At 75.1% G+C, this 23240-nt stretch carries 4 protein-coding genes; 2 read left to right on the top strand and 2 right to left on the bottom strand.

Going from position 1 to position 23240, the window contains the following annotated elements; genetic code table 11:
- Positions 1 to 92: 92 nt before the first annotated feature.
- The gene (locus QNA09_RS18435; protein ID WP_119699997.1) at positions 93 to 1874 is read right to left on the bottom strand and encodes a DUF4012 domain-containing protein; all 1782 of its coding nucleotides are present in this window, start codon (positions 1872 to 1874) and stop codon (positions 93 to 95) included.
- Positions 1875 to 2143: 269 nt separating this feature from the next.
- On the opposite strand from QNA09_RS18435, the gene QNA09_RS18430 reads away from it, so the two are divergent.
- Together QNA09_RS18430 and QNA09_RS18425 are read left to right on the top strand one after the other, a co-directional pair.
- Positions 2144 to 20989, top strand: coding sequence for a non-ribosomal peptide synthetase (locus tag QNA09_RS18430; protein ID WP_308071990.1), 18846 nt, complete (start codon positions 2144 to 2146; stop codon positions 20987 to 20989).
- Positions 20989 to 22626 carry a polysaccharide biosynthesis tyrosine autokinase gene (locus QNA09_RS18425; RefSeq protein WP_010593281.1) on the top strand — a complete coding sequence of 546 codons (1638 nt, stop codon included), beginning with the start codon at positions 20989 to 20991 and terminating at the stop codon, positions 22624 to 22626. Before QNA09_RS18430 ends, QNA09_RS18425 begins: the two co-directional genes overlap by 1 nt.
- Here the strand turns inward: QNA09_RS18425 and QNA09_RS18420 are convergent.
- On the bottom strand, positions 22597 to 23112 hold the full coding sequence (locus QNA09_RS18420) for a protein-tyrosine-phosphatase (RefSeq protein ID WP_010593280.1): 516 nt from the start codon (positions 23110 to 23112) through the stop codon (positions 22597 to 22599). The genes QNA09_RS18425 and QNA09_RS18420 overlap by 30 nt on opposite strands.
- Positions 23113 to 23240: the final 128 nt, after the last annotated feature.

Here is a 23240-nt window from a genome sequence, read left to right as displayed (position 1 = left end):
TATGCCTTTGGGGCTTGAGGAGACCGTAGGGTTTGTCGGACGCTGGCGATCTGCACTGGTGCCCATCGCCGTGAGTGCCTCGGTGCCCGAGGTCAACTGCATTCAGGAACGTCGAGTTCGACGTCCGGCTGATCGACGAGAGGTTGCACTGGGACTTGCGCTTTTCCGGGGTTCGTTGGTTCGATGAGGTCATATTTGATCTCGACGCTACTGCCCATTGGAACTGGCAATTGCACACTGTAGACGGGGTGCCCCAGTTCCTTGCCAGTGAAGTTCATGGCCGGGGTGCCGTTCACGGTCACCTTGTCGAGTCGTGCGCCCTGGGTGGCGACCAGTGACAGATCAGTCAGGTTGGCGCCGAACGGCGCCCCCACCGGGTTGTCGAACATGCCGGCCACGTAGTTGGTGTACTCACCCGCGGGCAGGTCGTTGCTCAGCCGCACCGTGACCGTCGAGCTCCGGGTGTCGCCGTCGCACGAGCCTGCTGTGTACTCGATCTCGCGTCGCAGGTAGTAGTCCAGCTTGTTGCCGCCCAGGTTGTTGACGACCACGCCCGCATACGGGGCGGAATCCTCGGGAACGGTGTGGCCGAGCGGTGTTCCCGCAAGAACGGCCTGCTCGTCCGGGTTGGCGCTCCACACGGCGAGGCGCCCCTCGCTCGCCGCACGTCCGAGGGCTTTGAGCAGGGCGTGGGGCCGGCTGATGCTTCCTGTCATTCTCTGGACCACTGCCGCCGCTACGTCTTGCAGGTACTGCTTGCGCGCGGCGTTGTTGTCTGCAAATCGCGAGTAGGCGGTCGATTCAGTCAGCTCAACGACGTTGTCGGCCGTGATCTTCTCGCCGCCCGGCAACGTCACCGGGCCGACCACCTCGAGGACGTAGCTGAGCGCCACCGGATCCGTCGCGACGGCCCCGTCGACGCGTTCGCCCGACTCCTGCCGCCAGATCGACTGCCAGATCTGTGCCGCGTACGGGAAGTGCGAGCTGACGTTGCTGTTGCGGAAGTCCACCGTCGGCCGGCTGTGCCCGTAGGTGCGGGCGAAGTCCGGCCCGAGATCGAGGGGCTGGTAGTTGGTGCGCAGTTCCCGGTTGCTCGCCAGGTCGTCGACCCGCACCGCGCCGTCGGCCGCGCGCACGATGCCGAACCCGCCGAGCAGACCGCCCGTGCCTCGCGCCTCGGCGTTGGTCTGGAAGCCGATGAAGTAGCTGCGCGGCCCGTCGGCGCCCAGCATGGCCGGCGCGATCTGCGCCGCGAGGGAAGTGTTGTGGAGCAAACCGGACAATTCGCCTGTCTGGTCCCGCAATTGGGTGCGTGCGTCGTCGATCAGGCCCAGGTAGGTGCCGTCGATGTCCTGCGCCCGGGCGTCCAGCTCCGCGGCCGCGGCCGCGGTGGTCTCGAGGACCGGTGCGGCGTCACGCAGGGCAGCGAGGTTGATGCGGGCGCCGTCGAGAATCAGCTGATCGGGGGAGACGGCCGAGCCGGCGTCCACGGCGGGCACCAGAACGTCGGATGTGAGACCCGTCACAATATCGCTCATCTGCTGGCTCGAGGCGAACGGGCTGCCGAGCCACGGGATCGCCGCGGCGATGTTCCACGGCAGCGAGTGGGTGGAGTCCTGCGCCTGCTTCGCGTACTTGTCGGCGTCGCCGGCGGTGCGCAGCGCCGTCTCGGTATCACCGGCCAGCAGGGCATTTTTCGAGCTCGTCGCGTACTCCCGGGCCTGCTCGAGGCTCGACTTGGCCTGCAGCCCTTCGTGAGCCAACCATACGCCCATCCCGACGACGACGACCGCTCCTGCGGTGCAACCGATCGCGATGTTCCGGCGCTTGCGGCGCTCCTGTGCGATCTGCTCGTCGGTCTTGCGCCGACGCACCTTGCGTCGGCGTGGTTCCGGCGAAAGTGACTCGTCGGTAACATCGTTCACGCGGTCCTGCCCCCTTCGATTCCTCCGGGGTGACCATAACCGAGAAACGGGTCAGCTGGTCGGTTCGAGTGGTGAGTAACGCCGGGGATCGTTAGGGTCGATGTATTCGACGGTGATGGATGCAGGGAGGCGTCCACGTCGTTGTCGATCGAGGGGTCCCCACTGCACGCCCGTCGATCTCGAGGGAAACACGAGGGGGTGCGGTGCCGTCATTTGCCATGTCCACGAGTCAGCGTGGACTGTGGTTCGCTCAGCAGCTCACCCCGGACGTCCCGTTCACCATCGCCCAGTACCTGGACCTGCACGGCCCGCTCGACGCCGACCTGATCCGCGCCGCCTGCAACCAGGCCGCCCGCGAGGTCGAATCCGGAACCCTGTTCCTCGAGCTGGTCGACGGCGAGCCCCGCCAGCGGGTGATTCCCGACGTCGACGACTACCCCGGCTACCTGGACCTGCGCGGCCACGACAATCCCGAGGCCGAAGCGCGACGGTGGATGGACGAGACGTACACCCGTCCGCTCGACCCACTGCGCGACCGGCTCATCGCCACCACCCTGATCCAGCTGGCCGACGAGCACTTCTACCTGTTCACCTACATCCACCACCTCGCCCTCGACGGGCACGGCGGCATGGTGATGCTCGGCCGCAGCGCCGAGCTGTACACGGCGTGGGCGCGCGGGGAGGAACCGCCGCCGATCCGGGCGCTGAGCCTCGAGCAGATCGCCGAGCACGAGCGCGCCTACGTCGGCAGCACGCGGCAGGCCGCCGACCGCGAGCACTGGGCGCAGCGTCTGGTGGACCTGCCGCCGCCCGTCACGCTCGCCCCCGGATCCGCCGCGCCCACGATGCCGTGCCGGCACGTCGGCGCGGAACTCACCGCCGAGGTGACCGCCGCCGTGGCCGCCCTGGCCGGCAGCGCCAACTCCACCGACGTGCCGATCGTCGTCGCCGCCTTCGCGGCGTACCTGGCCCGCATGAACGCCGCCACGGACGTCGCGCTGAGCCTGCCGGTCTCGGCCCGCACCACCGCGCCGCTGCGCCGCTCGGCCGGCTCGATCTCGAACATCGTGCCGCTGCGAGTGCGCGTAGAACCGGACGTCACCGTCGCCGACCTGGTGCGGCGCGTGCAGGTGGAGCTGACCGGGGCGTTGCGGCACCAGCGGTACCGGTACGAGGACATGCTGCGCGACCTGCACGCCGTCGGTGATCACCGGGAGACGCGCAGCGCGTTCGGGCCCGTGGTGAACCTGATGATGTTCAACCCGGAGTACGCGTACGGCGACATCTCCGGCGAGTACAACCTGCTTTCCACCGGCCCGGTCGACGACCTGTCGGTGAACGTGTACGCCGGGATCGCCGGGCGCAGCGTGCGGGTGGACTTCGAGGCCAACCCGCGGCTGTACGGCGACGAGACGCTCACCCGGCACCACCGCCGCTTCCTGGACTTCCTCGGCGCGTTCGCGCGGTCGGCCGAGCACGCCGTCGGGGATCTGCCGCTCGCGACGCCCGACGAACTCGCCGGCCTCGTGCCCGCGCGCGGCCCGCAGGCCGAGGGCGGGTGCCTGCTGGCCGACGTGCTCACCGCGCACGCCGGCTCGGACCGCGTCGCCGTGCGCGACGGCACCGTCGCGCTCACCTACCGGGAACTGGACGAGCGTTCAACTGTGCTCGCGCGCAAGCTCATTGCCACCGGCGCCGGACCCGACGACCGGGTCGCGGTGCTGCTGCCGCGCTCGGCCGCCTCGGTGATCGCGCTGTGGGCCGTCGCCAAGGCCGGCGCCGCCTACACCCCGATCGACCGGGGCACCCCGGCGCTGCGGCTCGCCGAGCTGCTGCGTGACGTGCCCGTCGCGGTGTGCGGCGACGACGTCGCCCTGCCCGACGGCGTCACCCGCGTCGATCCGGGCGACGGCGAGACGTCGTCGGCGCCGTTCGAGGTGGGGGAGCGGGTGCGTCCGCTGCACCCCGAGCACCTCGCGTGGGTGATCCACACGTCGGGCTCCACCGGCACCCCCAAGGCCGTCGCCGTCAGCCACCGCGGACTCGCCGGACTCGTCGCGACGCTGCGCGCGCGGTATGCGGCCGACGCCGACTCGCGCGTGCTGCACCTGGCCGCACCGAGTTTCGACGCGTCGCTGCAGGAACTGCTGCTGGCCTTCGACGCCGGCGCCACCCTGGTGATCTGCCCGCCCGACGTCGTCGGCGGACCGGACCTGGCCGCGCTGCTGCGTGAGCAGGCCGTCACCCACGCCATCACCGCGCCCGCCGTCCTGGCCGTCACGCCCGAGAACGACCTGCCGGCGTTGCGGATGCTCGACGCGGGCGGGGAGGCGCTGCCGGTCGACGTCGCCGACCGGTGGTCGCGCGGGCGCACCATGCTCAACGCGTACGGGCCCACCGAGACCACCGTCCTCGCCACGCTCAGCGACCCGCTGCGCCCGGGTGGGGGCGTGCCCATCGGTGCACCCGTCCACGGCGTGACGGCGCTCGTGCTCGACGCGCGGCTGCGGCCCGTGCCCGTCGGCGCGGTCGGCGAGCTGTATCTGGGCGGGCCGGCCGTCGCGCGCGGCTACCTCGGAGACCCGGCGCTGACCGCGGCCCGGTTCGTCGCGTCGCCGTTCGGCCGCGTGTACCGCACGGGGGACCTGGTGCGCTGGAGCCGTGGGCGTTTCTGGTCGTCGGAGCTACCAGAAACGCGCACGGGCGGCGGGGGTGCGCTGGAGTTCGTCAGGCGCGCCGACCGGCAGGTCAAGATCCGCGGCTACCGCATCGAACCCGGCGAGGTCGAGGCGGCGCTCACCGGGCTCGACGGGGTCGCGAGCGCGGCCGTCGTCGTCCACGGCGACACCCTCGCGGCCTACGTCGTCGGCGACGTACTGCCCGACGACGTGCACGCCCGCCTCGCCGAACGCCTGCCCGCCTACCTGCGGCCCGCGACGATCACCGTGCTCGACGCGCTGCCGCTCACCCCGGGCGGCAAGATCGACCGTCGCGCCCTGCCCGCCCCCGCCGTCGACACGGCCGCCGGCTCGCGGGCGCCCGCCGGGCCCACCGAGACCCTCGTCGCGCGGCTGATGTGCGAGATCGTCGGCGTCGAGACGGTCGGCGCCGACGCGAACTTCTTCGCCCTCGGCGGACATTCGCTCGGCGCGGCCCAGCTCGCCGCGCGGCTCGGCGCCGCCCTCGGCCGCGACGTGCACCTGCGCGACGTGTTCGACCATCCCACCGTCGCCGCGCTCGCCGCCGCCGTCGACGCCGGACCGGCGGCGACCGTGCCGGCCCCGTCGCGCTCGGCCGACGACACGCCCGCCCCGCTCGCCCCCGCGCAGCGCCGGCTGTGGCTGCTCGCGCACGGCGACACCGCCGCCTATCACCTGCCGTTCGCGCTGCACCTCGACGGCACCCTCGACACGGCCGCGCTGCGCGCCGCGCTCGGCGACGTCCTCGGCCGGCACGAGATCCTGCGGACGGTGTTCACCGAACCCGGCCCCCGCCAACACGTCCGGCCCGTCGCCGAGGTGCTGCCCGACCTCGACGCCGAACCCGTCGACCCCGCCGACGTGGACGCCCTGATCGCCGAGTGGGCCGCCGCGCCGTTCGACCTCACCACCGACATCCCGCTGCGGGCGCGCCTGCTGCGGGTGGGACCGGACCGGCACGTGCTCGCCGTCGTCGCCCACCACATCGCCATGGACGGCGCGTCGTTCGTGCCGCTGACCCTCGACGTCGCCGCCGCCTACACCGCCCGCGCCGCCGGGCACGGGCCGCGGTGGGAGCCGCTGCCGCTGCAGTACGCCGACTACGCCCGCTGGCACCGCGCCCTGCTCGGCGACGAGGACGACCCCGACAGCCTCGCCGCCCGCGAACTCGCGCACTGGACCACCGCGCTCGCCGGGCTCGGCGAGGCCCCCACCCTGCCCACCGACCGTCCCCGCACCGGCAGCCCCGAACCGGCCGAGTCCCTCGAATTCGCCGTCCCCGCCGCGCGGTTCGAGGCGCTGCGCCGCCTGGCCGCCGCGCACGACGCCACCGCGTTCATGGCCGTGCACGCCGCCGTCGCCGTGTGGCTGTCGACGTGGACCGGCGGGCGCGACGTCGCCGTCGGCTCCGGCACCGCCGGCCGCGAGCACCCCGACCTCGACGCCCTCGTCGGCATGTTCGTCGGAACCGTCGCGCTGCGGCTCGACGTGGACCCGGCCACGTCGTTCACCGACCTGCTCGCCGCCGCCTGTCGCACCGACCTCGACGCGTACGCGCACGCGACGGTGCCGTTCGACCGCGTCGTCGACACGCTCGGCTTCGCCCCGTTCCAGGTGATGCTCGCCTACGACAACGTCGCCGTGCCCGACCTCGACCTGCCCGGCCTGCGGGTGCGCGTCGAGGAGATCCCGTCCGGCCGCGCCCGATTCGACGTCGAGCTCGCGGTGCGGGAGCTGCCCGACGGCTCGCTCGCCGGTCGGGTGATCTACGACGGCGGGCTGTTCGAACGCGCGACGGTCGCCGCCGCGGTGGCCCGGCTGCACGCGGTGCTCGACGCGGCCGTCGCCGCGCCGCACGCACCCGTCGGCGATCTCGACGTCGGGGCCCCCGAGATCGTCGTGGCCCCGGCCGGGCCGGTCGCGACGCTGCCGGAACTGCTCGCCGCGCACCCGGTGCACGTCGTCGCGCCGGGCGGTGCGCCGATCGAGTTGATCCCGGCCGCAACACCGTTGGCGTGGCACCTGCTCGAGCGCGGGCTCGGGCCGGAGGACCGCGTCGCGATCCTGCTGCCGCGGTCGGTGGAGTCGGTGCGCGCGGTGGCGGCCGTCGCGCTGACCGGGGCGGCGTTCGTGCCCGTCGACCCCGCCCAGCCCGCCGCGCGCATCGCTCGCCTGCTCGCCGACGCCGAGGTGCGGCACGCCGTCGCCCGGCCCGGCACGTCGCTGCCCGACGGCGTCGCCCGGATCGACCCGGACGCCGGAGCCGCGCGGTCGGGGGCGATCACCGACGCCGACCGGGTGCGTCCGCTGCGGCCCGACCACGCCGCGTACGTCGTCTACACCTCCGGCTCGACCGGCGCGCCGAAGGGCGTCGTCGTCACCCATCGGGGGCTCGCGCCGCTCGGCGCGGCGCTGCGTCGTCGCATGGACCTCGACCCGCAGGCGCGGGTGCTGCACTTCGCGTCGCCCGCGTTCGACGCGTCGGTGCTCGAATACCTCCTGGCTGCCGCGGCCGGCGGCACCCTCGTCGTCGCGCCGGCCGACGTGTACGGCGGCGACGAACTGCTGGAACTGCTGCGCGCCGAACGCATCACGCACTGGTTCTCCACCCCCGCGGTGCCGGCCCTGCTGGACCCGGCGGGGCTGGACGCGCTGCGGGTGCTCGCCGTCGGTGGGGAGGCGTGGCCGGCCGAGACCGCCGCCCGCTGGGCGCCCGGTCGCACCATGCTCAACGTGTACGGGCCCACCGAGACCACCGTCCTCGCCACCGCCAGCGCGCCGCTGGTGCCGGGGGAGCGGCTGACCATCGGCAGCCCCCTCGACGGCGTCACCGCCCTCGTCCTCGGCCCGCGGCTGCGGCCCGTACCCGTCGGCGTGGTCGGGGAGCTGTACCTGCTCGGGCCGGGCGTCGCGCGCGGCTACCTCGGCATGCCCGGGCAGACCGCGAGCCGGTTCGTCGCGTCGCCGTTCGGCGGTGGTCGCATGTACCGCACGGGCGACCTGGTGCGCTGGAGCGGTGCGCCCTTTGGGTTGCCAGGGCAGCCCAAAGGACACACCGGCGGCGGAGCCGCCCTGGAGTTCGTCGGGCGGGTGGACCATCAGGTCAAGCTGCGCGGGTTCCGGATCGAGCTCGGCGAGATCGACGCCACCCTCACCGGGCACCCGGCGGTCGCCGCCGCGGTCACCGTCGTGCGGGGGGACGCGCTCGCCGCGTACGTGCACGGACCCGACACCGCCCGCCTCGACCCGGCCGAGCTGCGGGAGTTCGCGGCCGCGCGGCTGCCGCGGCACATGGTGCCCGCCACCGTCACCGTCCTCGACGCGCTGCCGCTGACGAGCACCGGCAAGATCGACCGCGCCGCGCTGCCCGCGCCCGTCGTCGCGCCCGGCACCCCGGCCGGATACCGCAGCGCCGCAGAGGAACTCGTCGCCGGTGTCGTCGCCGACCTGCTCGGCCTGCCCGCCGTCGCCGCGGACGACGACTTCTTCGCGCTCGGCGGCAACTCGCTGCTCGCCACCCAGCTCGCCGCGCGGCTCGGCACCGTCGCCGGCCACCGCGTCGGCGTGCGGGAGATCTTCGAGCACCCCACCGTCGCCGGTCTCGCCGCCGCCGTCGCCGATCCGCTCAGCGGCGAACGCCTGCCGCTGCTGCCGACCGGCGACACCGGGCCGGTGCCGCTCGCCCCCGCCCAGCAGCGGATGTGGCTCGCCAACCGGTTCGACGTCGCCGACGCCGCCCCCGGCGACCACATCGCGTTCGTCGTCGACCTCGACGCCGGCACCGACCTCGACGCCCTCGCGGACGCCGCCGCGGACGTGCTCGCCCGGCACGCCGTGCTGCGCACCGTGCACCCCGACGGCCCGGACGGCCCGGCGCAGCAGGTGCTGCCCCGCATCGACCTCGACCTCGAGCCGCACGCGGCGCCCACCGATCTCGACGCCACCGACCTCGACGTCGCCGACTTCGCCCGCGCCGGTTTCGATCTCACCGTCGACCCGCCGCTGCGCACCCGCCTGTACCGCACCGCCGCCGGCTACACCCTCGCGGTGGTGCTGCACCACGTCGCCGTCGACGGCCTGTCGCTGCTGCCGCTCGGCCGCGACCTCGCCGTCGCCTACGCCGCCCGGCGCGACGGACGCAGCCCCGCGTGGCCGCCGCTGCCGGTCACCTACCGCGACTTCGCCCGCTGGCAGCACACCCTGCTCGGCGACCCCGCCGACCCCGATAGCCTCGCCGCCCGGCAGCTCGCGCACTGGACCCGCACCCTCGCCGGCGCCCCGCCGCTGCTCGCCCTGCCCACCGACCGGCCCCGCGGCGACGGCGACTCCACCGCCGGGCGCGTGCGCTTCGCGGTGCCTGCCGAACTGCACGCCGCCGTCGACAAGCTGGCCCGCGCCCACGACGCGACGACGTTCATGGTCGTGCACGCCGCGCTGTCCGTGCTGCTCGCGACGCTCGCCGCCACCGAGGATGTCACCGTCGGCACCGCCGTCTCCGGGCGCATCGACCCGATGCTCGACGACGTCGTCGGGATGTTCGTCGGCACCGTCGCGCTGCGGCTGCCCGTGCCGGCCCGCGCGACGTTCGCGGAACTGCTCGCCGACGCCCGCCGCGTGGACCTCGACGCGTTCGCCCACGCCGACGTGCCGTTCGACCGGGTCGTCGACGCGCTCGGTGCCTCCACCGCCGGCCACCATCCGATCTTCCAGGTGATGCTCGCCTACGAGAGCTTCGCGCTGGACGGGCTCGACCTGCCCGACGTCACCGGTGTGCGCGAGCTGTCCACCGGCACGGCCCGATTCGACCTCGAGGTGACCGTCCGCGAGAACCGCTCCGACGCGGGCACCCCCACCGGCCTCGACGGGGTGCTGACCTACGACCGCGGCCTGTTCGACCACGACACCGTCGCGGGGTGGGCGCCGTTCCTGCTGCGCATCCTCGACGTCGTCACCGCCGACCCGGCCGCCGCGATCGGCGACATCGACTTGCTCGGCCCCGACGGCGACACCTCCGCACCCCGGACGGACCCGGCGACGGCCACGCTGCCCGCGCTCGTCGCCGACCAGGCGCGGCGCCGGCCCGAGGCGATCGCGCTCACCCACGGCGACGACACCCTGACGTACGGGCAGTTGCACGCCCGCTCCGGGGCGCTCGCGGCGTTGCTCGCCGAGCGCGGACTCGGCATCGAGGACGTCGTCGCCGTCGCGCTGCCCCGCTCGCTCGACCTGGTGGTGGCGATCCTCGCCGTCGCCCGCGCCGGCGCCGTGTACCTGCCGCTGGACGTCACCCACCCGCCGGCGCGGCTGCGGGCCCTGCTCGACGACGCCGCCCCCGCCGCGGTGCTGTGCGACACGAGCTTCGCGGTCGACACGGAAGCGTCTGTGCTGCACATGGATTCGCCAGATCTGTGGGAACGCCTGGATGGCGGCGGGGGATACGACGCGACCGTCCCGGCCGGGGCGGGCGCGTACCTGATCTACACCTCCGGCTCCACCGGCACCCCCAAGGGCGTGCTCGTGAGCCACGAGGCGGCCGCCGCGGTGTTCGCCGCCACCGCCGAGTTCGGGTTCGGGCCGCGCGACGTGTGGACGCTGTTCCACTCCCCGGCCTTCGACTTCTCCGTGTGGGAGATGTGGGGCGCGCTCACCACCGGCGGCCGGCTCGTCGTCGTCGACCACTACACCGCCCGCGACCCCGGCGCCTTCGCCGCGCTGCTCGACGGCGAGGGTGTCACCGTCCTCAACCAGACCCCCACCGCGTTCCACCAGCTCGCCACCGTCGACACCCCGCTGAACACGGTGCGGCTGTTGATCTTCGGCGGCGAGGCCCTCGACCCCGAGCAGGTCCGGCCGTGGCTCGCGGACCGGCCCCACGTGCGCGCGGTGAACATGTTCGGCATCACCGAGACCACCGTGCACGTCACCCGCGGACCCGCCGACCGGCCCGGCGTGGGCCGGCCCCTGCCCGGGCTCGACGTGCAGATCCTCGACCGGTCGCTGCGCCGCACCCCGCCCGGCACCGTCGGCGAACTCTACGTCGCCGGAACGCAACTCGCCCGCGGCTACCGCGACCACCCCGCCCTCACCGCCGCGCGGTTCGTCGCCGCGCCCGGCGGCACCCGCCGCTACCGGACCGGCGACCTCGGCCGCCGCGGCCGCGACGGCGTGCTGCACCACCGGGGCCGCGCCGACGACCAGCTCGAACTGCGCGGCTACCGCATCGAACCCGGCGAGATCGAGGCCGCGCTGCTGCGTTGCGACGGCGTCACCCAGGCCGTGGTGGTGCTGCGCGACGACCGGCTCGTCGCCTACCTCGTCGGCGGCACTCCCACCGCGGCGCTGCGCGAGCTGCGCCGCACCCTGCCCGACTACCTCGTGCCCGCCGCCGCCGTCGCGCTGGACGCGCTGCCCCGCACCGCCAACGGCAAACTCGACCGGGCCGCGCTGCCCGCACCCACCGTCGCACCCGGTGGTGGCCTCGCCCCGCACGGGCCGCTCGAGGACCTCGTCGCCGAGGTGTACCGGGAACTGCTCGCCGCCGGACCCGTCGGCGCCGACGACGACTTCTTCGACCTCGGCGGCAACTCGCTGCTCGCGACCCGCCTCGCCGGGCGCCTCGCCGACATCGCCGACGTCGACGTCACCGTCCGCGACGTGTTCGCCGCCCCCACCGTCACCGACCTCGCCGCCCTGCTCGCCGCCCGCGCCGGCACACCCCGCCGCCGCGCCCCGCTCGTCGCGGCCGGCGACGACACCCCCGTGCCGCTGTCCCCGGCGCAGCAGCGGCTGTGGTTCGTCAACCGGCTCGACCCCGAATCCGGCAGCTACAACCTGCCGTTCGCGGTGCGTCTCGACGGCCGGCTCGACGTCGCCGCGCTCACCACCGCCGTCGCCGACGTCCTCGGCCGGCATCGCACCCTGCGCACCGTCTACCCCGACCCCACCGCGCAGGTGGTGCGGCCCGCCGCGCGACCGGCCCTCGAACCCGTCGCCGTGCCCGCCGACGGACTCGCCGAGTTCGTCCGCGAGTTCGCCGCCCCCGGATTCGACCTCACCGACGAGCCGCCCGTGCGGATGCGGCTGTACCGGCTCGCGCCGCGGCGGCACGTGCTCGCGGTGGTGGTGCACCACATCGCCGCCGACGAATGGTCGCTCACCCCGCTGCTGCGCGACATCGTCGACGCCTACACCGCCCGCCTCGCCGGGCACGAACCGCGGTGGGCGCCGCTGCCCGTGCAGTACACCGACTTCAGCCGCTGGCAGCGCGCCGGCGTCGACGCGCAGCTCGAACACTGGACGAGTGTGCTCGCCGGCCTGCCCGACGAGGTGACCCTGCCCGGGGACCGGCCCCGGCCCGCGCGCCCCACCGGGCGCGGCGCCACCCACCGCACGACGGTCGATCCCGTCGTCGCCGAGGGGGTCTCGCGGCTCGCGCGGGAGGGCCGCGCGACGACGTTCATGGTGCTGCACGCGGCGCTGGCGGTGCTGCTGGCCCGGCACGGCGCCGGGGGCGACATCGCCGTCGGCACCGTTGTCGCGGGGCGCGGCGACCCGCAGCTCGACGACCTCGTCGGCATGTTCGCCGGCACCCTCGTGCTGCGCACGCCCGTCGACCCGGACGCCGGCTTCGCCGACCTGCTCAATGACGTCCACGCCCGGGACCTGGCCGCCTACACCCACCCCGACGCGCCGTTCGAGACCCTCGTCGAGCGCCTCAACCCGGCCCGCAACCCCGCCCGGCACCCGCTGTTCCAGGTCGCGCTGTCGCTGCGGCGCCCCACCGTCGACGCGTTCGAGCTGCCCGGCCTGACCGCGCGGGTGCTGCCGGTGGCCGACGAACACGCCAACTTCGACCTCCAGCTCGTCGTCACCGAGACCGGCACCGACGTCGACCTCGAATTTGTCTACGCCACCGACCTGTACGACGCCGGCACCGTCGCCGCGTTCGCCGACCGGTACGTCGCGATCCTGCGTGCCGTCGTCGCCGACCCGGCCGTGCGGATCGGCGACATCGACCTGCTCACCGAGCCGGAGCGGGCCGCGCTCGTCCCCGCCGCCGGGCCCGAGCCCGCCCCGGCGCGCACGCTGTGGCAGTGGCTCGCCGACGGCGCCTCCCGCGGCGGCGGCGGTGTCGCCGTGCGCGACGGCGACACGGACCTGACGTATCCGCAACTCCTCTCGCGCGCCGAGGCGCTCGCCGCGAGGCTGCACGCCGCCGGTGTCCGGCCCGGCGCGGCCGTCGCGTGCGCCCTGCCCCGCTCGCTCGACGCCGTCGTCGCCGTGTGGGGGATCGCGCGGCTCGGGGCCGCGCCGATGCTCGTCGACCCGGTCCAGCCCGCCGCGCGGCTCGCCGGAATGCTCGCCGACACGAGGGTCGGCGTCACCGGCGCCGCGCACCTCGGGTCGCTGCCCGCCGCCGTGACCTGGCTCGACGTCGCCGACAGCTGCGACGGCGCCGTCGCGGTGGCCGACCCGGATCCGGGCGCGCCCGCGTACCTGGTGTTCACCTCCGGTACCAGCGGAAACCCCAAGGGCGTCAGCATCACCCACCGCGGCGTCAGTGCCCTCGTCGAGGACCTGGCGGAACTGTTCGCCGCCGCGCCCGGCGACCGCGTGCTGCACGTCGCGTCGCCGAGCTTCGACGCGGCGATGCTCGAGCTGCTCGTCGCCGGGGCGTCCGGCGCGACCCTCGTCGTCGCCGGGGCCGACGCCTACGGTGGCGACGCCCTCGCCGACCTGCTCGCGCGTGAGCGCATCACCCACGCCTGCCTGACCCCGTCGGCGCTGGCGACGGTGCCGTCACGCGCGCTGCCGGACCTGCGGGTGCTCATGCTCGGCGGCGAGGCCGTGCGCGACGAGCTCGTCGCGCGGTGGGGCGCGGGCCGTCGCCTCTACAACGGGTACGGCCCCGCCGAGGCGACCGTCTTCGCGACCTGTTCGTCGCCGCTGACGCCCGGAGCGGACGTCGTGATCGGCACTCCCGTGCGCGGGGTCGAGGCCGTCGTGCTCGACGAGCGGCTGCGGCCCGTGCCCCCCGGCGTCGCGGGGGAGCTGTACCTGGCGGGGGAGCGGCTCGCCGACGGCTACCGCGGCGATCCCGGCCGCACCGCGACCCGGTTCGTCGCCGCGGCCGGCGGTCGTCGCCGGTACCGCACGGGCGACCTGACCCGCTGGGCCGGTGTGTCCTTTGGGCGGCCAGGGCAGCCCAAAGGACACACCGGCGACGGAGTCGCCTTGCGGTTCGTCGGGCGCAGCGACGATCAGGTCAAGCTCCGCGGGGTGCGGATCGAGCCGGGGGAGGTCGACGCCGCGCTGCGCGGCGTGGCCGGGGTGCGGCAGGCGGCGACCGTCGTGCGCGACGGGGCGCTCGTGTCCTACGTCGTGCCCGCCACCGTCGACGCCGTCGACGCCGACGACGCGCGACGGCAGTTGCGCCGCATCCTGCCCGCCCACCTCGTGCCCGTCGCGGTCGTGCCGCTCGATGCGGTCCCGCGCACCGCGCACGGCAAACTCGACGTCGCGCGGCTGCCCGCACCCGACCTCGGCGGCCGCGACGAACCCGGCACCGAGACCGAGGCCCTCGTCGCGCGGATCTTCGGCGAACTCACCGGGACCGGCCCCGGCCGCGGCGACGACTTCTTCGCCGTCGGCGGCAACTCGCTGCTCGCCACCGTCCTCGTCGGCCGGCTGCGCGAAGAGACCGGCACCGCGGTGCCGCTGCGGCTGATCTTCGAGCACCCCACCGTCGAGTCCCTCGCCGCCGCGCTCGACGCCGGCGGACTCGACGCCGACACCGGGCCGGTGCCCGTCCACCCCCGCCCCGACCGGATCCCGCTGAGCCGGGCGCAACACCGCCTGTGGGGACTGAGCCGCCTCGACCCCGACGCCTACCGGCTGCGCGCCGACGTGCACCTGACCGGACCCCTCGACGTGCCCGCCCTCGAGGCCGCGCTCGACGACGTCGTGGCGCGGCACGAGATCCTGCGCACCCGCATCGTCGTCGACGAGCAGGGCCCGCACCAGGTCCTCGCGGACCGCGGTGTCCACTGGGACCTCGAGGAGGCCGGCAGCGCCCGGCGGCTGCGGCTCGCGGTCGACCATGCCGCGGCGGACGGGGCGTCGCTCGCGCCGCTGCTGCGCGACCTCGCCGTCGCCTACGCCGCCCGCGCGGCCGGGCAGCCGCCGCGGTGGGAGCCGCTGCCGCTGCAGTACGCCGACTACGCGCTGTGGGAACAGACCCGCGGGATCCCCGAGCCGGACGTCGCGCACTGGCGACGCGCCCTCGACGGCCTCGACCCCGTCGAACTACCTACGGAAACAACCACTTCCGAGGCAGTGGCGGAGACCGTCGCGTTCGAGGTGCCCGCCGACGTGCGCGCCGGGATCGCCGCGCTCGCCCGCGCCCACGGCGCCACCGAGTTCATGGTGCTGCACGCCGCGCTGTCGGTGCTGCTCGCCCGCGTCGGCGCCGGCCACGACGTCGCCGTCGCCGCCGTCGTCTCCGCCCGCCGCTGGGCGCAGGTCGAACAGCTCGTCGGCCCGTTCCTCGACACTCTCGTGCTGCGCGCCCGCGTGGAACCCGACATGCCGTTCGCCGGGCTGCTCGCGCAGGTCCGCGACTTCGACGTCGCCGCCCTCGACCACGCCGGGGTGCCCTACGAGCAGATCCTCGCCGGCCTGTCCGGCCGCGCCCCGCAGGTCGCGCTCGCCCTGCAGGACTTCACCCTCGACCCCGTCCGGATCGGGGACCTCACCGTCGAGGCGCAGGAAGTCCTCGCCGGCGCGCCGAAGTTCGACCTGCAGTTCGCGCTCGCGCCCGCCGCGGACGGCTACACCGGCACCCTCGTGCACGACGCGTCCCGGTTCGCCGGACCCACCGCGCGCCGGCTCGCCGACCGATTCGTCGCCGTCCTGCGGCACGTCGTCGCCGCACCCGACGCGCTCGTCGGCGACCTGCCCGTCGCCCGGCCCGCCGCCCCGCTGACCGGAGCCGACCCCGTCCCCGCCCGCACGCTGCCCGAGCTGCTGCGCGCCACCGCCGCCGCGCACCCCGACCGGGAAGCGCTGCGCGAGGGCGAGACCGCGCTGACCTACCGCGAACTCGACGCCCGCTCCGACGCGCTCGCCGACGAGCTGCGCGCCGCCGGCGCCGGCCCCGGCACCGTGATCCCGATCGATCGGCCCCGCGGCCTCGACCACGTGCTGCGGCTGTGGGCGATCACCAAGACCGGCGCCGCCTTCACCAGCGCCGCCTCCACCAGTGCCGCCTTCAGTGCCGCCGACGAGCCCGCCCCGGCGAACGTCGCGTACGTCGTGTCGACGTCCGGTTCGACCGGCGCTCCCAAACGCGTCGCCGTCACCCACACCGGTCTCGCGCCGCTCGCCGCCGAGGCCGCCCGCCGCTACCGCGTCGGACCCGGCGACCGCGTGCTGCAGGGCTACCACCCGGCGTTCGACGCGGCCCTGCTCGAGCTCCTGCTCGCCCACACCACCGGCGCGACCCTCGTCGTCGCCCCGCCGGAGGTGTACGCGGGCGCGGACCTGCAGCACCTGCTGCGCACCCAGCGCATCACCCACTACCTGTCCACCCCCGCGGTGCTCGGCACCCTCGACCCGCAGCAGCTGCCCGACCTGCGGGTCGTCGCCTCCGGCGGCGAAACCCTGCCGCCCGCGCTCGCCGCCCGCTGGACCCAGGGCTCGGGTGCGGCGGCCCGGCACATGCTCGACGCGTACGGTCCCACCGAGGCCACCATCGTCGCGACCCTCGCCGACGTCGACGGCCGCGGCGGCATCGGCCGGCCCGTCCCCGGCACCGTCGCGCACGTCCTCGACGCGCGGCTGCGCCCGGTGCCCGACGACGCCGTCGGCGAGCTGTACCTGGCCGGGACGTCCGTCGCGCTCGGCTACCTCGGCGCCCCCGGCCTCACCGCGCAGCGGTTCGTCGCCGCGCCCGGCGGCACCCGCCGGTACCGCACCGGCGACCTCGTGCACCGCCGCCCCGACGGCACCCTCGCCTTCCGGGGCCGCACCGACCGGCAGCTCAAGGTCCGCGGCGTGCGCATCGAACCCGGCGAACTCGAGGCCGCCCTGCTCGCGCAGCCCGGCATCCGGCACGCCGTCGTGCTGGCCTCCGGTGGCGCGCTCGTCGCCTTCGCCGCCGCCGACCCGGACGTCGACGACACCCGCGTGCGGGCCGGTCTCGCCGAAACCGTTCCCCCGCAGCGCATGCCGGCCCGGCTGCGGCTGCTGCCGCAGCTGCCGACCACCGTCAACGGCAAACTCGACGTCGCCGCCCTGCACGAACTCGACACCGCCCGCGACGACGCCGCCGACGACCGGCCCCTCACCGATGTCGAGGACCTCGTCGTCACCGTCGCCGAGAGCGTGCTCGGTGCCCGGCCCGACATCCACGCCGGGTTCCTCGCCGCCGGCGGCGACTCGCTGTCCGCCGTCGTCCTCGCCGCCCGCCTCGCCGACGCCTTCGGCGTCGACGTGCCCGCCCGCGCGGTGCTGCAGGCCCCCACGCTCGCGGCACTCGCCGCGCACCTGCGCGACGGCGACACCACCCGGATCCCGTTGCGCCGCTACGACGACGACACCCCCACCCCGCTCGCCCCCGCGCAGCAACGGCTGTGGCTGCTCGGCCGCGCCGAACCGCGCAGCGCCGCGTACACCGTGCCCGTCGCGCTGCACCTGAGCGGCGACCTCGACACCGCCGCGCTGGCCGCCGCGGTCGCCGACGTCGCCGACCGGCACGAGGTGCTGCGCACCGCCTACCCCGACGGCGTCGCCACCGTGGTGGATCCGCCTGTGCTCGAGACGGTTCCGGGCACCGACGTGACCGCCGCCGTGACGGAGGTGTTCACCGCGCCGTTCGACCTCACCGCCGAGGCGCCGCTGCGGATCCGGCTGATCGACCTCGGCGCCGGCGAACGGGTGCTCGCCGCGGCCGTGCACCACATCGCGTTCGACGGCGGCTCGGTCGCGTCGCTGCTGACCGACCTGCAGCACGCCTACGCGGCCCGCGTCGCCGGCGCCGCCCCGATCTGGTGGCCGCTGCCCGTCCGCTACCGCGACTACGCCCGCTGGCACCACGACCTGCTCGGCGACCCCGCCGACCCGGACAGCCTCGCCGCCCGCCAACTCGACCACTGGGCAACGACTCTCGCGGGCCTGCCCGACACGCCGCTGCCGCTGCCCACCGACCGGCCCCGGCCCGCGCGGCCCAGCCACGTCGGCGGCGCCGTCACCGCCCACCTCGACGCCGCCACCCACCGCCGCGTGCGCGACGTCGCGCGCGCCCACGACGCCACCGGGTTCATGGTGCTGCACGCCGTGCTCGCCGCGCTGCTCGCCCGCCGCAGCGGCCGCGCCGACATCGCCGTCGGCACCGCCGTCGCCGGACGCGCCGACCCGCGCCTGCACGCCCTCGTCGGCATGTTCGTCGGCACCCTCACCCTGCGCACCACCGTCGACGGCACCGAGCCGTTCGCGGACCTGCTGCGCCGCGTCCGCACCACCGACCTCGACGCCCTCGCCCACGCGGACGTCCCGTTCGATCAGGTCGTCGCGCGGGTCGCGCCGGCCCGCGGCACCCACCACCCGCTGTTCCAGGTGCTGCTCGCCCACCGCACCGTGCCCGCAGGCGAGGACCTGCCGCAGCTGCCCGGGCTGCGCGTGCGCGAATTCGACGCCGGCGCCCCGGCCGCCCAGTTCGACCTCACCGTCGACGTCACCGACCGCGGCGACGACGGCGTCGACGTGCGTCTCGTGTACGCCACCGACCTGTTCGACGCCGGCACCGCCGAGGCGCTGCTGGACGAGTACCTCGCGCTGCTCGGCGCCGCGCTCGACGACCCCGCCGTCGCCGTCGGCGATCTCGCCGTCCCCGCCCCCGCACCGCTGACCGCGCCCGCCGCGCCGCCGCGGACGCTGCCGCAGATCCTCGCCGCCACCGTCCGCGCCCACCCCGGCGCCATCGCCGTGCGCGCCGGAACCGTCGCCTGGACCTACGCCGGGCTCGACGCCCGCGCCGCCTCCGTCGCCGCACGGCTGCGCGCCCGCGGCGTGACCGGCGTGGTCGCGGTGGCCGTGCCGCGCGGGGAGTACTGGCCGCTCGCGGTGTGGGCCGTCGCGAAGGCCGGTGCGGCGTGGGTGTCCGTCGACCCGGCGCAGCCGCCCGCCCGCGTCGCGACCGTGCTGCGCGACAGCGGCGCCACCGTCGGCCTGACCGTGCCGGGCGTGGCCCCGGCGGGGGAGGGCATCGACTGGCTGGACCTGACCGCCGGCGAGTCCGAAGACGATGCCCCGGATGTCGCCGCCGAGCCGCACCCCGACGACACCGCGTACCTGATCTACACCTCCGGCAGCACCGGCGCCCCCAAGGGCGTCGCCGTGCCGCACCGCGGCCTCACCGCCGTCGCCGACGCGCACGTCCTCGGCATCACGCCCGGCAGCCGGGTGCTGCAGGCCGCGTCGCACACCTTCGACGCGGCGGTGTTCGAACTGCTCACCGCCCACGCGCACGGCGCGACCCTCGTCGTCGCCCCCGACCACGTGTATGCCGGTGGGGCGCTGCAGGAGCTGATCGCCGCCGAGCACGTCACCCACGTCGTCGCCACCCCCTCCGTGCTGGCCACCCTCGACCCGGACGCGCTGCCGCGCCCGGTCACCGTGCTGTCCGAGGGCGAGGCGCTCACCGCGCCCGTCGTCGAACGCTGGCAGCGGCACCGGCTGCTCAACGGGTACGGGCCCACCGAGTTCACGATCGCCGTGTCGTTCGGCGGCCCGTTCGCCCCCGGCGCCCGGCCCACCGCCGGGACCGTCGTCGCCGGCGCCACCGCCCACGTCCTCGACGCGCGCCTGCACCCCGTCCCGGCCGGGGTGATCGGGGAGCTGTACGTGACCGGGCCGAGCCTGGCCCGCGGCTACCACCGCCGAAGCGGGCTCACCGCAACACGATTCGTCACCGACCCGTACGGCGCGCCGGGCGGGCGGCTGTACCGCACCGGCGACCTCGCCCGCGTCACCGCCGCCGGCGAACTCGACGTCGTCGGCCGCGTCGACGAGCAGATCCAGCTGCACGGCATCCGCGTCGAACCCGCCGAGATCGACGCCGTGCTCACCGCCGCCGACGACGTCGACGCCGCCGTCACCGTCGCCGTGCCCGGCCCCACGGGCGAGACCGTCCTCGTCTCCTACGTGCAGGGCGGGGCCGACGCCGCCGCGCTGCGGTCCCACGCGGCCGCGCAGCTGCCGCGGCCGCTGCGGCCCGCCGCGATCACCGTCGTCGACGCGCTGCCGCTGCTGCCGTCCGGCAAGGTCGACCGCGCCGCGCTGCCCCGACCCGACTTCGGCGTCCCCGCACACGGTTTCGTGCCGCCCGCCGGCCCGACGACCGAAGTGGTCGCCGAGGTGTTCGCCCGGCACCTCGACCGGCCCGTGTCCGCCGACCTGGGGTTCTTCGATCTCGGCGGCACGTCGCTCGGCGCCGTCGCCGTCGCCGCCGACCTGCGGGCCGCGCTCGACCGCGACGTCCCGCTCGACTGGCTGCTCACCGCGCCGACCGTCGCCGACCTCGCCGACCGGATCGACCACGGCGGCGACGACACCGACCCGCTCGCCACCCTGGTGCCGCTCGCGGGACGCCCCGACGGCACCCCGCTGTTCTGCGTCCACCCGATCAGCGGAATGTCGTGGTGCTACACGGGACTCGCGCCGCACCTGCCCGGAGTCGCGCTGTACGGGCTGCAGGCCACCCGGCTCGAGCCGCTGCCGCGCACCGTCGCCGAGTTCGCCGCCCGCTACGTCGACCGGATCCGCACCGTCCAGCCCGACGGCCCCTACCACCTGCTGGGCTGGTCGCTCGGCGGAACCATCGCCCACGAGATGGCCGTGCAGCTGCACGAGGCGGGGCAGCAGGTGGCGTCGCTGATCCTGCTCGACACGCTCACCCCCGACACCCTCCCCGACGTCGCGGCCCTGCCGGACGAACCCGTCGTCGAACTCGAGGTGCCCGGCCTGCCGTCGACGTTCGTCGCCGAGATCCGGGAGCGGGCGCTCGCCGCGGGCGCCGCCCTCGAGGAGGCCGTCACCGCGCACACCCCCCGCGTCCTCGACGGCGACGCGCTGCTGTTCCGCGCCCGGCCCGCCGGACCGGCCGGACCCGACCTCGCGGCGAGCTGGCGACGGCACGTCCGCGGCCGCGTCACCGAGCACGACGTGCCCTACCCGCACTCCGACCTGACCACCCCGGGCGCGCTGGCCGTGATCGGCCCCACGCTCGCCCGGCACCTGACCGCACGACAGATTTCCGCGCCCGTAGGGTGCACCGACAGTGTCACAGCAACGAGGGAGACACCGTAATGGAAGTACACGACTACCTACGCATCCTGCAGGCGCGATGGAAGATCGTCGCCGTGACGACCGTGGTGGCGGTACTCGGTGCGCTCGGAGCCTCCCTGCTCACCACCCCGATCTACCAGGCGAGCACCCGGCTGTTCGTCTCCACCTCGTCGGGGGCCTCGGTCAACGAGATCTACCAGGGCAACCTGTTCTCGCAGCAGCGCGTCGCCTCCTACACGAAGCTGCTCACCGGCACCACGCTGGCGCAGCGCACCCTCGACCGGCTGGGCCTGTCCGACCTGACGTCGTCGCAGCTGGCGGAGAAGGTCACCGCCTCGTCCGCGCCCGACACCGTGCTCGTCGACGTCAAGGTCGACGACGCGTCGCCCGAACGGGCCCGGGACCTCGCCAACGCCCTCTCCGACGAGTTCGTCGTGATGGCCCGCGAGCTCGAGACCCCCGAGAACGGCGGTGAGCCCACCGCGCGGGTCGTCGTCGAGCAGCACGCCGACACCCCGGCGACCCCGGTCTCGCCGAAGACGAAGCGCAACCTCGCGCTCGGCTTCGCCGTCGGCCTGCTCCTCGGCATCGCGCTCGCGGTGCTGCGCGACCGGCTCGACAACACCGTCAAGGACCGCAAGACGGTCGAGGAACTCTCCGGAACCGGCCTCGTCGGCACCGTCCCGCTCGACAAGGAACGGCAGGAGCACGCGGCGATCGCCTTCCAGGAGTCGAACTCCGGCAGCGCCGAGGCGTACCGGGAGATGCGCACCAACCTCAAGTTCCTCGACGTCGACAACCCGCCGCGCGTCATCGTCGTCACCAGCGCCCTGCCCGCCGAGGGCAAGACCACCACCGCCATCAACACCGCCCTGGTGCTCGCGGAGGCCGGTCACTCCGTCGTGCTCGTCGAGGGGGACCTGCGCCGGCCGCGGGTGTCGAAGTACCTCGGGGTCGTCGGCGACGTCGGCTTCAGCACCGTGCTCTCGGGCCAGGCGGGCCTCGAGGACGTGCTGCAGCCCAGCCAGTACCAGGGCCTGTGGGTGCTGGCCTCCGGGGCGCTGCCCCCCAACCCCAGCGAGCTGCTCGGCTCCGACACCGCCAAGCACGTCCTCGACGACCTGCGGGCGCGCTTCGAGTACGTCATCATCGACGGCTCGCCGGTCCTGCCCGTCACCGACTCCGTCGTGCTCGCCGCGGCCACCGACGGCGCACTGCTCATCGCGCGCCACGGCAAGACCACCCGAGAGCAGCTCAGCCGCGCCGTCGGCAACCTCGGCAGCGCCGGCGCGCACCTGCTCGGCACGATCATCACGATGACGCCGAACAAGGGACGCGGCGCCTACGAGTACCGCTACTACTACGAGTCCGACCCGGCGGTGAAGAAGGCCGCCGCGGACGCGCCCGCCCAGCCCGCCGCGCAACCCACCGGCGGCCGTCGCCACCGGGGCGAGCCCAGCCGGCCGGAACCGTACCGGCCGGAACAGCAGGGTCCCGGCGACGCGCAGGCCGGGCAGCACTACCGGACCCCGCAGGCGTACTCCGCCGAGCCCGCCCACCAGCAGTCGGTGCCGACGGCGGTATCGCGGCCCGTCGCGCCCTCGCCCCTGCCGGGCCCGCGCAACGGATCAGTCGTGGATCCGGGCGAGCAGCGGTAGCAGCAGATCGGCGATCTCGGTCCCGACCGCGACGAACGTGTCCTCGTCGCGGCCGATCGGATCGGTCACATCCTCCGGCCCGGGCGCGGGAAACTGCGCCCGGGCCGCGGCCAGTTCGGTGACGGTCTCGGCGCCGCTGAGCTGCTGCAGCCGCGCCGCCTCACGCAGCGTGAACGTCCGCTTGAGCATCCGGGGCGCCGACTGCAGCACGGCCCCGCGATGCGACTCGGCCATCGTGATCACCAGGTCGGCGTCCTGCGCGATGCGCGGCGACAGACGCCGGGCGACGAAGCCGTCGGGTTCGCCGCCGAGCTGACGCAGCACCAGCGCCGCCGTCGGCTCCATGGGCCGGCCCACCATGCCGCGGGTGCCGGCACTGTGGGCGGACAGCTCACCCCGGCCCGCCTCCTTCGCGAAGGCGGTGGTCAACAGCTCGGCGGTGGGCGATCGGCAGATGTTTCCGGTACAGACGTACAGAACCCGCATCGCTCGATCGTAGGCAGCCGAAGGGTCGTTCGTCCGGTTCCCGGGCCGCATGTCCGATTCGGCCGGGGGTCTGTCCGGACCGTTCGGTAGCATCGGGCGGTCGGGATGCGCCGGGGGAGGCTGTGCGG

Source organism: Rhodococcus sp. AH-ZY2, assembly GCF_030916465.1.
Taxonomy (GTDB): Bacteria; Actinomycetota; Actinomycetes; order Mycobacteriales; family Mycobacteriaceae; genus Rhodococcus; species Rhodococcus ruber.
Note: the sequence above shows the minus strand (reverse complement) of the source record. Positions and strands in the feature narration are given on the sequence as shown.

Coding starts and splice junctions, on each gene's coding strand:
- QNA09_RS18420 (WP_010593280.1), bottom strand. CDS start 23,112: ATGCGGGTTCTGTACGTCTGTACCGGAAACATCTGCCGATCGCCCACC.
- QNA09_RS18425 (WP_010593281.1), top strand. CDS start 20,989: ATGGAAGTACACGACTACCTACGCATCCTGCAGGCGCGATGGAAGATC.
- QNA09_RS18430 (WP_308071990.1), top strand. CDS start 2,144: ATGTCCACGAGTCAGCGTGGACTGTGGTTCGCTCAGCAGCTCACCCCG.